General features: G+C 60.5%; 4 protein-coding genes and 2 pseudogenes. 5 read left to right on the top strand and 1 reads right to left on the bottom strand.

All coding sequences use genetic code 11. The features are described 5' to 3' along the window. Nucleotides 1-70 precede the first annotated feature (70 nt). The 4 genes from QLG07_RS04645 (at nt 71) to QLG07_RS04630 (ending at nt 12143) form a co-directional block, all read left to right on the top strand. Nucleotides 71-10555 (top strand): hemagglutinin repeat-containing protein, encoded by a 10485-nt coding sequence (locus tag QLG07_RS04645; RefSeq protein ID WP_282468606.1) that lies wholly within the window; start codon nt 71-73, stop codon nt 10553-10555. Continuing rightward, on the top strand, nt 10542-10799 hold the full coding sequence (locus QLG07_RS04640; RefSeq protein WP_191150450.1) for a hypothetical protein: 258 nt from the start codon (nt 10542-10544) through the stop codon (nt 10797-10799). The genes QLG07_RS04645 and QLG07_RS04640 overlap by 14 nt, the downstream gene beginning before the upstream one ends. Nucleotides 10800-11026: 227 nt before the next feature. Next, a complete protein-coding gene (locus tag QLG07_RS04635; RefSeq protein WP_282468605.1) occupies nt 11027-11632 on the top strand; it encodes a hypothetical protein in 606 nt (201 codons plus the stop codon). A 1-nt stretch (nt 11633) separates the two neighbouring features. Next, nucleotides 11634-12143 (top strand): DUF2247 family protein, encoded by a 510-nt coding sequence (locus QLG07_RS04630; protein WP_099755297.1) that lies wholly within the window; start codon nt 11634-11636, stop codon nt 12141-12143. Nucleotides 12144-12185: 42 nt separating this feature from the next. Here QLG07_RS04630 and QLG07_RS04625 read toward each other — a convergent pair. After that, nucleotides 12186-12453, bottom strand: a pseudogene (locus tag QLG07_RS04625) (hypothetical protein). A gap of 86 nt (nt 12454-12539) precedes the next feature. Here QLG07_RS04625 and QLG07_RS04620 point away from each other — a divergent pair. After that, nucleotides 12540-13236: pseudogene (locus QLG07_RS04620) on the top strand (hemagglutinin); the annotation flags it as partial.

The following is a 13236-nucleotide window of genomic DNA, read 5'->3' as shown; positions in this document are numbered from 1 at the left end:
GCAGGGCGTGATTACGCCCCCTTTTTTGACAATGGACGAAACGGACTGACTTTACTCAGGGAAGAACCTCATGAACAAACATTGCTATCGCCTGATATTTAGCCGCACCCACGGAGAGCTGCGGGTCGTATCCGAACTGGCCCGCAGCTGCAGCAGCGAACCCGGACAGCATCGCGGTGTCGGCATCGCGGGGGAGAACCGTTTATGGGTGACCCTGCGGCGTGCGGTATGGCTGCTGGGGCTGGCAATGTTTGCCGCGCCGGTGATGGCCAGCGGCATTGTGGCCGACGGCAGCGCCGCGCCCGGCCAGCGGCCGGAGGTGATCGCCACCCAGAACGGCCTGCCGCAGGTCAATATCACCGCCCCTAACCAGGCCGGGGTGTCGCATAACCAGTATCAGCAGTTCGACGTCGATCACAAAGGTGCCATCCTCAACAACTCGGCGGTGATGACCTCCACCCAGATGGCCGGCATGATCCAGGGCAACCCCAATCTCAATCCCAATAGCGCGCCGGCGCGAGTGATCCTCAATGAAGTGAACAGCAATAATCCCAGCCAGCTGCGTGGCTTTCTGGAAGTAGCCGGCGGCAAGGCGCAGGTGATTGTGGCTAACCCTGCCGGCATTGTGTGCAACGGCTGCGGCACCATCAACGCCGGGCGCATGACGCTGACCACCGGCAAGCCGCAGATGAACGCAGACGGCAGCCTGGCGGGGTACCAGGTTGAGCGCGGCGTGATAAGCGTTGAAGGGGGCGGCCTCAACGGTGACGCCCGTCATGATACCGGGTACGTCGACCTCCTCGCCCGTGCGGTAAAGGTTAACGCCGGGGTCTGGGCCAAAGAGGAAGTCTCGGTGGTCGCCGGCCGCAACCGTATCAGCGCGGACGGAAAAAGCGTGGCGCCGCTCTCAGATAACGGCAGCGCTAAGCCCCAGATGGCGATAGACATGGGCCAGATGGGCGGCATGTACAGCGGCAGTATCCGCATGATAGGCACCGAAGCCGGGGTGGGCGTGCGCAATCAGAACGCGCAGGTTCAGGCGGGCAAGACGCTGACCGTCAGCAGTGAGGGCAGGCTCAGCTGGCAATCAGATGCGCAAAATGCGACCACGCAGGCCGGTGGCGATATCAGGATGGCAGCCAGAGACGCCGTCGACTATCAGGGTAAATTACACGGCGGCGGCCAACTCTCCGTACAGAGCCGCGAGGGTAAGCTGACGCAGTCAGGCACCCTCGCCGCGGCGGGTGATGTGCAGCTCAACGCCGCTCGCGGCATAGCGAGCAGCGGGCACCTTCTGGCGGGCAGCGATGCCAATAGCCAGATCAACCGCGATGCCAGCCTGCGCCTGGAAAGCCAGGGCGATATTCGCGCCAGCGGCAGCCTGCTCAGTAAAAAAGAGGTTGATGTGAGCGGACGCCGGGTCGACATCAGCGGCGCGCACGTCGCGGCCAGCCGTGCCCGGCTAAACGCCCGGGAAGGCGGCGCGGCGCTGCGAGATTCAGCGATAGACAGCAAACAGTTGGTCATCAACACCGCCGCTGATATTGATGCGCGCCAGGCTCAGGTGAAGGCCGGCCGCTGGGACGTCACTGCGAACAACCTGTTCAACCAGCAGGCTACCTGGTCCCAGACGGGAAGTGGTGAAAGTCGCTTCGCGCTGACGGGACGGCTGGACAACAGTGACGGCACCATAGAAAGCCGCCAGCTCAGTTTCAGCGCGGCGGCGCTGACCAACTCGCGCGGCAGCCTGCTGGCACTCGATAATGCGGCGCAGCAGTGGCGAGTCAGTGGCCTGCTCGACAATGCGGGCGGCGAGCTCGGCAGCAACGGCGACCTGCGGCTTGACGCCGGCAGGCTGGACAATCAGAACGGCACGGTAAAAACCCAGGCCGCGCTGGCGGTGACCACCTCCGGCGCGGTCAGCAACGCGGGTGGTAACCTGCTGGCCGGTAACGCCCTGACGCTCAGCGCGGGCGGTGATGTCAGCAATGAGTCCGGCACCCTGAGCGGCGGCCAGCTCACCCTGAGGGCCGGGCAGCTGGATAATACCCAGGGGCAGGTCATCAGCCAGGGCGATCTTGACCTGACGGCAGACGGGCTGGACAACCAGCGTGGCCTCATCGGGGCGGGTAAAGCACTGGAGATTCACACCCGCGACTGGGATAACCGCAGCGGCACGGCGCAGGGCGAAACCTCACTGACGGCGGTGGCAAACGCCCTTAACAACGACGACGGCAAGCTGCTGAGCGGTGAGCAGCTCACCCTCAGCGCGGCGGGGCTGCTCGCGAATGGCAAGGGTGAAATCAGCGGTCAGTCGCTGATGCTGACGACCGGCAGTCTGAATAACGCCCTGGGTAAGATCGTCGCCCAAAACGATGTCACCCTGACAGCGCAGCAGGGGCTGAACAATGCCGGCGGCTGGCTTGAAGCCGGAAATGGCCTCGCGTTAAACGCCGGGGGCGACTGGGATAATCGTGGCGGTACCGCCCAGGGCGGCCATCGGGTCAACGCCAGTGCGCTGTCGCTCGACAATACTGGCGGCAGGCTGCAGTCCGGTGGTGACCTTAGCCTGAAGAGTTCAGGCGATATCCTTAACCGCACCGGCAAGCTGACCGCGCAGCAGGCACTCAGGGTCAACGCAGGCGCGGCCAGCCTGTTTGACAATGACGGCGGTTCGCTGCAGAGCGGCGGCGCCCTGACCCTGCAGGGCGGACGGCTGAACAACCGTCAGTCGGGGCGGATTTACAGCCAGAACGCACTGTCACTCAGCCTTGACGGGGAATGGAACAACCAGGGCGGCACCCTGACCGGCAGCGGCAGCAGCTGGGTGCGCGCTGCAAACCTGCTGAATGCTCAGGGGGCTATCAACGCGCTGGACAGCCTGGACATGCAGTTCAGCGGGAAGCTGGATAACGGTCAGGGACGTATTTTCAGTCAGCTGTCGCAAACGCTCAACGCGCAGGACATTGTCAATGTCGGTGGCTGGATGGGCAGCCAGGGCAGCTGGCACGCCGTCAGCGGCAGCTTTGACAACGCGCAGGGCAGCGTGCAAAGCCAGCAGGATGCACAGCTTGCAGCGAACTGGCTGGGCAATGCGCAAGGCGCCCTGCAGTCGGCGGCGGACCTGGTGCTGCACGTTGCGCAGGATATCGATAACCACGGCGGCAAGGTTTCCGCGCAGGGGGTGCTTGCCGTGCAGGGCTCGACTGCGGATGCGCACGCCGGGGCAATCAACAATGCGGGCGGCCAGTGGCTGGCGGGAGAGGCACTGAACATTGCCGCCCTGAGCCTGAACAACAGCCAAAACGGTCAGCTGTACAGTCAGAAGCTGCTGCGCCTGAACCTGAACGGCGAACTGGATAACCGTGGCGGCAGGCTGCAGAGCGGCGACGCGCTGTCGCTTGACGCACAGGCCCTGAACAATGCCGGCGGCACGACAGACGCCCGGCAGGCGCTGACGCTGCGCATCCTCAGCCTGCTTGATAATACTGGCGGGACAATACGCAGCAACGGTGACCAGCGGGTCACGGCGGGCAATATCAATAACCGACAGGGCGTATTCAGCAGCCGCGGTGACATTGACCTGGCCACGGCACAGCTGGACAACGCCGGCGGCACGCTGATCGGTCAGGGTGCAGGCACCTATCACATTGCGCGGCTTGACAACCAGCAGGGCAAGGTTCACAGCGCGGCATCGCTGACGCTTGACGCCACGCGGGTGAATAACCAGGGCGGCCAGCTCGTCGCCATGCAGGCGCTGAAGCTCAGGGCGGACGCGCTGGACAACAGCGCTCAGGGGACGATCAGCAGCCAGGCGTCGCTTGACCTGCAAGCTGACAGCCTGAACAACCGCGACGGCGGCCTGATCCTGGGCACCACCCACACCGGCATCCGCGCGCGCGACATCGACAACGCAGCGGGACGGCTGCAAAGTGCGGGCACCCTCACCTTCACGGATGTCGCCACGCTGGATAACCGCCAGGGACAACTCCTTGCCAACGGTAATATCGCCATTAACGGCGGACTGTCGCCGAGCGACTCACCGCTCGCCCTGCTCAATCAGGGTGGACGGATAGAGAGTGCCGGTGACCTGACCCTGCATACGCGCACCCTGGAAAATCAGCGCGGCACCCTGCTCGGGCTGCAGTCGCTCACGCTGAGCGCGCAGCAGGATTACACCCGCACCGCGGGCGAAACCGTCAGCAGCAACGGTAAGGTGACGTTCTCCCTGAGCGGTGCCTTTACCAACCTGGCGGATTGGTTGCTACCGGGCGAACTCATCCTCAATGCGGCCAGCATCACCAATCCGGCGGTCCTGGTGGGCAAGACACTTCAACTGACGACCGGGACCCTGCAAAACAGCGGGCGCATTGAAGCGGACACCATGACGATGAACGTCGATACCCTGGACAACGCCGCGGCGCTGATGGGCGACGATATCACCGTGCGCGCGCGTGCTCTCGACAACCACGGCCAGCCTGCGGTCATCGCAGCGACCCACCGCCTGACGTTGCAGGCCGGCGAGCGCCTCAGCAACCGGGATGGCGCCCTGCTCTACAGCGGCGACAGCCTGTCGCTTCACAGCGATGACCTGATTGAGAACCGGGCGAGCTTTATCGAAGCGGACGGCGACCTGGCCGTCGAGGCCCGCCGGCTGGACAATCTGCGCGAAGGGCTGGAGATCCAGCGCGATGCAGAAAAGAGCGACTATAAGTGGCACCGCTACAACTACTACTGGCGCACCTATGGTTCGGCGGTCAACCCCGATAAAAGCACCATGGCACCGACCACCCAGCAGCTGACCTTCCAGGATGACGCGGCGGCGCAGAGCAACCGCTACGGCACCCTGCTGGCCATTGATGCGGCGGGCAAGCGCGCGCAGGTGCGCGTAAAAGATAATAAAGGCCAGCTGACCGACCTGTGGGTTAACTACCTGGCGCTTAAGCCGAATGCCGACGGCAGCTACGCGATGACGTTCTATGAAACGCGTGGGGGAAACCAGCTGGCAACCATCCCGACGCCCTATCAAAACGGCTTCCACTGGGAGCACGACTGGACGCAGGTGCTGACCTGGGACCCCGAAAAGCACATTGATATCGACAGCGCACCGTTTATTACCGATTACAACAATTTCCGCGAACGTACCGAGAGCGGCACGGTGACCCGCGACAGGCTGGTTTCCGAAGGCATCGGCGCGCGCATTCTGGCAGGCGGCAATATGCTGCTGCGCATTACCGGGCAGTTGCTCAATGACGCCAGCGTCATCACCGCCGGTGGCAACCTGACGCAGGATGGCGGTGGCAGCGTGGACAACCGCGGTTACTCGGTCAATGAACGGCGGCAGGCAGTGATTGTCGACCATTACGACAAGGACACCCATCACTGGTATCCGACGTTCAACCGCGATGAAACCACGGCGCTAACCACCGTTGACGGCATTATTACCGGCAACGGCACGGTGACCATCAACGGCGCCAGCATGACCAACACCACGGTAAACCAGGCGCAAATCAGCCGGCTTGAGTCGGCATTAAACGCCGTGGACGCCGAACGTGCCGAACTGGAGCGCAACCCGCTGGCCTTCACGGTTGAAGGTGCTGCCCCCGTGGTTGGCGACACCGCGCTTGCGCCGGGCGCCACACCCTCCTCGCCGCTGGGGCGCCCGCTGCTGCCGGCCGAGCTGGCGCTTACCCAGTTACAGCATCTGGGCAATGTGGCGACCGCCATTCCCAATAACGCCCTTTTTGCCCAGCATACGGCGCCAGCCAGCCCGTTCCTGGTGGTCACCGACGAACGCTTTACCAACCGCGATAAGTTTATCAGCAGCGATTACCTGCTCGACCGGGTGGGCTATGACCCAGCGCAGGTGCACAAACGCCTGGGCGACGGTTTTTACGAGCAGCGCCTGGTGCGTGAGCAGGTGCTGGCACTCACCGGTAAAGCGTCCGTCAAGGGGGAAGATGCGATGGCGCAGTACCAGCAGCTGATGAACAACGGTAGCCAGGTCGCACAGGACTTCCATCTGGTGCCCGGCGTGGCCCTGACGCCGGAGCAGATAGCCGCGCTGCAGCAGGACATCGTCTGGCTGGTGAGCGAGACGGTGCAAACGGCCGACGGCCCGCAAACGGTGTGGGTACCGAAAGTCTACCTGGCGCAGAGCACGCTGCGCCTGAGCGGGGATGGCGCGGTGATTGGCGGCGGCAATCTGCAGCTCTCGGCCAGCAGCATCACCAACGCCGGCAACCTGTTTGCCGACAAGGCCCTGACGGTCGACGCCGGGCAGTTCATGCATCAGGGTGGTGACATCAAGGCCGGCAGCATTGACGTGCAGGCAGACACCCTGTCGATGAGCAGCAACCTGCAGGACGCGCTGCGCCAGGCGACGATGAGTGCCGACGACATCAGCCTGCGCGGCACTGATATCGGTCTTGCGGGCGCCAAGCTGACTGCAACAGATACTCTCAGCCTGAGCGCGCGCAACAATCTGACCATTACCACCGCCAGAAGCAGCCACACGGCTGACCTCAGGGTTATCTCCGGCTCAATGGGCAACCGTACACGCGGCGGCACGGAGGCGGCCGGCTCCCGGATGGCGCAGGTTAGCGGCGAATGGCAGCAGGCGCTGGGGAGCGAGCTTAACGCCGGCGGCAATCTCACGCTCAATGCCGGGCGTGACGTGACGCTGACGGGCAGCCAGCTCCAGGCAGGCGGCCAGCTGGGCGTGCAGGCCGGGGGTAATATCAACCTCCTTGCCGATAAGACCACCAATAGCACGCACCTGGACGCCAACAGCCGGACTTCGTCAGTCAGCAACAGCCGTGAGGAACAGCGCCTGGCATTAAGCGCACTCGGCGGAGACCAGGGCGTCACCCTGGTGGCAGGCAACCAGCTGCTGGCCGAAGGCGCACAGGTTGCCAGCAAAGAGGGCCGCATCGGCATCAGCGCGCAGGACGTGACGATTAAGGACGCACAGACCCACACGCAGGACCAGGACAGCGAAAACAAACGCGAGGGCAAGACCAAAAGCCATCGCATCGAGCAAACCACACGCGAGACCAGCAGCGGCAGCACCTTCAGCGGTCAGCAAGGGGTCACGGTTATCGGGCGTGAAGGCAATGTCACCGTCACCGGCAGCGCCCTGCACAGTGACCAGGGCGCTATCGCCCTGCAGGCGAAGCAGGATGTGACCCTCAATACCGCCACCGAACGCGAGTCAAGCTTCAGTGAAGAACGGTCTCAGAAAAAGGGCTTCCTGAAAAAAAGCAGCAGCCACAGCGTGGCGCATGACGCCACTACGCGCGAGAAAGGTACCCTGCTCAGCGGGGAGAGCGTCAGCGTCAGCGCTGGCAATGACCTGACGGTAACCGGGTCGGCGATTGCTGCCGACCGCGATGTGAACCTGCAGGCCGGACATAACATTGATATCGGTGCGGCCACCGAGACCGACACCCACTACCGGCTGGATGAGAAGAAAAAGAGCGGCCTGCTGGGCAGCGGCGGCATCGGCTTTACGATTGGTAAGCAGTCGAGCAAACACGAAGTCGACGAGAAAGGCAGGACCCAGAGCCAAAGCGTCAGCACCGTCGGCAGCAGCCAGGGCAATGTCAGCATCACCGCAGGCAACCAGCTGCACATCGGCGGCGCCGACCTGGTGGCGGCCAGAGATCTGGCGCTGACCGGTGACAGCGTGGCTATCGACCCCGGCTACGACCAGCGCACCCGCCGGGAAACCTTCGAGCAGAAGCAGAGCGGGCTTAACCTGGCGCTGTCGGGCAGCGCGGGCAGCGCGCTCAACACCGCCGTCAGCACGGCTCAGCAGGCAAGAAAGGAAGGCGACGGACGCCTGAACGCGCTGCAAAACACCAAAGCGGCGCTGTCCGGCGTGCAGGCTGCACAGGCCTGGGCGCGTGACGACGCCCTGACCGGGGCGGCGGATGCGAAAAATGCCGCAGCCGGCCTGCAGTCGGGTGATGAAGGTGCCGCGCAGGGGGCCACCAACACCGTTGGCGTTACCGCCTCCTGGGGCAGCCAGTCGTCGAAGAGCGAAACCCGCACCGACAGCCGCCAGTCGCAGGGCAGCACGCTCAACGCCGGGCAAAACCTGTCGATAACGGCAACCGGTAAGAATAACGCCGCGCAAAGCGGCGATATCGCGATATCCGGCAGCCAGCTGAAGGCGGGCAAAAACCTGACGCTTGACGCCGCGCGGGATATTACCCTGCACTCCGCGCAAAACAGCGAATCCACAACGGGCACTAACAGCAGCAAAGGCGGCAGCGTCGGCGTGGGTATCGGCGCCGGTACGGGCGGCTACGGCATCAGCGTCTCTGCCGGGGTGAACGCCGGTAAAGGGCATGAGAACGGCAGCGGCCTGACCCATAGCGAAACCACACTCGATGCGGGCAGCCATCTCAGCCTGAGCAGCGGCCGCGACACCACCCTGAAAGGGGCGCAGGCCAGCGGGGAAAAAATCACCGTTGACGCAGGGCGCAACCTGACGCTGGAAAGCGAGCGGGACAGCGACCGCTATAACGCAAAGCAGCAGAACGCCAGCGCGGGCGGCAGCTTCACCCTCGGTTCGATGACCGGTTCTGCCAGCGTCAGCGCCAGCCGGGACAGGCTGAACAGCAACTTTGACAGCGTCAAAGAGCAGACCGGGCTGTTTGCGGGCAAAGGCGGCTATGACGTCAGGGTCGGCGAGCATACTCAACTGGATGGCGCCGTCATTGCAAGCACCGCGGACACGGACAGCAACCGCCTTGATACCGGCACGCTGGGCTGGAGCGACATCCACAACCAGGCGGATTACCGCGCCACGCACAGCGGCGGCAGCCTCAGCACCGGCGGGCCGGTGGGCAAGGACCTGCTGACCAATATGGCCGGCGGCATGCTGTCGGGCGCCAACAACAGCGGCCATGCAGAGGGCACGACGAAGGCCGGGGTCAGTGAAGGCGCCCTGCTCATCCGTGACCAGGACGGGCAGCAGCAGGATGTCACCACCCTGAACCGGGATACCGACCACGCCAACGACGGCAGCATCAGCCCGATATTTAATAAGGAGAAGGAGCAGAACCGGCTCAGGCAGGCCCAGCTTATCGGCGAAATCGCCGGTCAGGCGATGGACGTTATCCGCACCCAGGGCGACATCGCCGGGCTGAAGGCGCAGACCGACCCGGCGGCGCTGGCGCAGGCGCGGGAGCAGCTGAAGAAGGACGACAAACCGTTCCGCGAGTCGGACGTGCTGCAGCGCGCCTATAACAACGCGATGCAGCAGTACGGCACCGGCAGCGACCTGCAGAAGGCGGCACAGGCGGTAACGGGCGCGCTGACGGCGCTGGCGGGCAACAACCTGGCCGGGGCGCTGGCGAGCGGCGCCTCGCCGTATCTGGCGACGGAAATTAAGAAGCTGACCACCAACCCGCTGACCGGCAAGGTGGACGTAACCAGCAACGCGATGGCGCACGCGGTGCTGGGCGCGGTAACGGCGCAGCTGAACAACCAGTCGGCCGTGGCCGGCGGGCTGGGCGCCGGCGGCGGCGAACTGGCGGCGCGCTACATCGCCGGGCAGCTGTTCCCGGGCAAAACCGCAGAGCAGCTGAGCGAAAGCGAGAAGCAGCAGGTCAGCGCGCTGAGCCAGCTGGCCGCAGGGCTTGCAGGCGGCCTGGCATCGGGCGATACTGGCGGTGCTGTGGCGGCGGCCCAGGCGGGTAAGAATGCTGTTGAGGATAACTTCCTGGGGGCCACATCCTCCGACAAGCTGGATAAAGCCATTGAGAAAATTAAGAGCGGCGATAAATCCCTAGCTGCCGCCAATGATCTGATAAAGCTGGAAAATGCCGATAAGCGCAGCGATGCGCTGGTGTCGAAATTTAACAAATACCCCTCGCAGATGAACAGCACGGAACGCGCCGAGCTGGCGGGGTATCTGCGCGTTTACGCGGCTGAAATGGAAAAAGAGTACGGTCCGGCAGTCTCGCAGGAACTGGTCAAAGGGCTGTTGTCGGGCCGGGATTATATCAAGCGTAATCCTGACTCAGCGGCGATGAGCAAGGCTCAGTCGATAATGAATACCTGGGGCTACCATAAATCGAATGCCAGCATCGGCGATGCGCCACTGATATTTGGTGGAAGCGTGCTGGGAGTGACTGTGAAAGGTATGGCGGCTAATGCAGCAATCGGTGTGGGAGTTAATACTGGCGTTCAGCTTGCCGGAAAAGATCCGTTCAGTTACGTCGATGTCATTATGGCAGGAGTAACAGCGGCAGCCACAACAGGAAAAGGTATAATAGCTTCAGCCCCCGTCAATATGGGTGGTGCAGCCATTGGGAGCGGGATTAAGGGAGAAGATCCGCTTAACTCTATGGCTGGTGCGGCTGCGGGTACTGCCGTTGGTGGCGTAGGTGGCGAAATAATAAAAGGTGTCGGTTCAAAACTTGGAAAAGATGCAGTATCTGATTTAACAGGTACGGTTCTTGGTGGCTATATCGGTGAGAAAACAGGTAATGCTGTAAAAGATGAACTCGATAAGAAGGATAAAACCGATGCAAAAAAATAATCTTTTTATTTTAGTCAAACTGATATTGAGTTGCCTGATTTTATTTCTCATTGGCGATTTTGTAGCTGAACTACTTGCATCAGCGATTATTTATTTTAAAAAAGGTTTTTTCCAGTTCAGTTGGAGCGATGTGTTTGACTCTTTCTTAAGATCAGGCTATGTCGGCGGCCTTATTTTAGGTATTGGGATCTGGATAAAAATTTTGTTAAAGGCAAGAACGGCTCAGAAGACTCCATCTGAGTAAACTTTCGATCCCATCCGGAAGCGGTTAGGATTGTTGTTGAGAATAACTATCTGAGCAACGCCCAGAAAGCTCAGAAAGATAAAGAAATCGCAGCATGTCAGACCCTGGCCTGCAAAGCCGGAGCGCAGGCGAAATGGACGACGATAGACCTGGGACAGGATGGCAGCTTTGCAGCAGGTATGGTGGCCGGGGTTCCGGCAGGGTTGTACGACACGATAGACAGCATCGTGAAAACGGCCAGCAATCCGCAGGAAACCTATGACGCATTGAAATCGCTGTTTAACAGCGGTGATGTTCTGGGTAACGTGTCTGATGCGGTGAAGCAGTCCTATATTGAGCGTATCAATCGGATGGAAGCCGAGTACCAGAAAGCCGGTGCCAGCGGGTCGTTTAACGCAGGTGTCAAAGGCGGGAAACTGGTTACCGATATAGCCGGGTTGCTTGCTGGCGGTGCCGGGGTGGTAAAAGGTGGTGCGGTACTGACGGAGAAGGTGGTCGCGAAAACCACTGGTATGGTGGAAACAGCCTTAAAATCTTCGGTTGTTAATAAAATTCTGGAAGCAGACCGAATCGGCAGTGGGCTAAAACCAGACCCTACTCATAGAGGTGCAAGTTATCTGAGCCGTGAGCAATTGATGGATGGAAAAGTTTTTACTATCAAAGGCGGTGATGGTATAGAAAGAAAATTGTTGCAAGCTGAAGGCTCATTTAATGATAAGAAAGGTATATTTGAATATATCTATGATAATAAAGGAAATGTAACACATCAAAGATTTATTGAAGGTGGCAACATTACCGGCATTCCTAACCAACGACCACCGAAGGTAAAATGAAATGAATTTATATCCAATACCTTTTGATTTTATTGATAAAAGTGCTCATCTTTCATGGTGTGATATAAAATGGGGTTGTGAAAATAACCTCATCACCTCAGACGTGCCAATAAAAAAAGCAGAAAAGAATGTATTAACAGGAAGTTATACTAATCCTGAGCTTGAATTATCATTCGTTATACTTGGTGAAGTAAATCATGTATCTCCTTTTTTAAAGGAATTATGTTCAGAACTTGAGCTAAAAGATGATCAGATGACCAAAAAAAAGTGGCTATTTATTGTCCTGAGTTGGCTCTGGAATAATCGTAATAGCTTTGAAGATCCATTAGCTGAAGTTGAGAAAATTTATGCTGATTTTGATTACCCATCAGAAATAGAAGGTTTTATTAAATATATGCCTCCTTCTGATGGATATGACCCATCAAAGCACTCTCATATGGAAAATATTAATCATTTAATGGATAAGTGGAAAAACTATTTAGAAAAGGAAGTGGCTGTAATAAAGAGTTAGATAAATCCCAGCCAACTGGCTGGGATTTTACTTTCCACTTAGTCAGCTACCCTTAGCCGCCCGCTTCTGTGGTGCAGCAATCACCTGAATCACCTCCAACAGCTCGCGCTGCTTACGCGCGGAGAGCTTCGAGCAGAGCTGGCGCAGGGTCTGCATTATCTCCGGTTCCGGTGGCGGTATTTCCGCCGTCAGCACCAAACAGCCGTTCATCACCCGCACGTTAACCGCCGTCCCGGTTGCAAATCCCGCCACCCTTAAGTGTGATGGACGTTGCCTTTTTATGCGTCTTCCAGTCGCGAATATCACCCAAGGTATAACGGCGGGTTTTTAGCTCCGGCGCTTCAGTTGTCACAGCTTCTGGCTTAGTATCCTGTTCAGCCATAAATGGCCGGCGGCATGCTGTCGGGCGCCAACAACAGCGGCCATGCAGAGGGCACGACGAAGGCCGGGGTCAGTGAAGGCGCCCTGCTCATCCGTGACAAGGACAGGCAGCAGCAGGATGTCACCACCCTGAACCGGGATACCGACCACGCCAACGACGGCAGCATCAGCCCGATATTTAACAGGGAGAAGGAGCAGAACCGACTCAGGCAGGCCCAGCTTATCGGCGAAATCGCCGGTCAGGCGATGGACGTTATCCGCACCCAGGGCGACATCGCCGGGCTGAAGGCGCAGACCGACCCGGCGGCGCTGGCGCAGGCGCGGGAGCAGCTGAAGAAGGACGACAAACCGTTCCGCGAGTCGGACGTGCTGCAGCGCGCCTATAACAACGCGATGCAGCAGTACGGCACCGGCAGCGACCTGCAGAAGGCGGCACAGGCGGTAACCGGCGCGCTGACGGCGCTGGCGGGCAACAACCTGGCCGGAGCGCTGGCGAGCGGCGCCTCGCCGTATCTGGCGACGGAAATTAAGAAGCTGACCACCAACCCGCTGACCGGCAAGGTGGACGTAACCAGCAACGCGATGGCGCACGCGGTGCTGGGGGCGGTAACGGCGCAGCTGAACAACCAGTCGGCCGTGGCCGGCGGGCTGGGCGCAGGCGGCGGCGAACTGGCGGCGCGCTACATCGCCGGGCAGCTGTTCCCGGGCAAAA

The sequence above is a fragment of the Erwinia sp. V90_4 genome (genome assembly GCF_029967685.1).
Classification (GTDB): domain Bacteria; phylum Pseudomonadota; class Gammaproteobacteria; order Enterobacterales; family Enterobacteriaceae; genus Erwinia; species Erwinia aphidicola.
This window is presented reverse-complemented; position numbering and strand designations above follow the sequence as displayed.

Coding starts and splice junctions, on each gene's coding strand:
- QLG07_RS04645 (WP_282468606.1), top strand. CDS start 71: ATGAACAAACATTGCTATCGCCTGATATTTAGCCGCACCCACGGAGAG.
- QLG07_RS04640 (WP_191150450.1), top strand. CDS start 10,542: ATGCAAAAAAATAATCTTTTTATTTTAGTCAAACTGATATTGAGTTGC.
- QLG07_RS04630 (WP_099755297.1), top strand. CDS start 11,634: ATGAATTTATATCCAATACCTTTTGATTTTATTGATAAAAGTGCTCAT.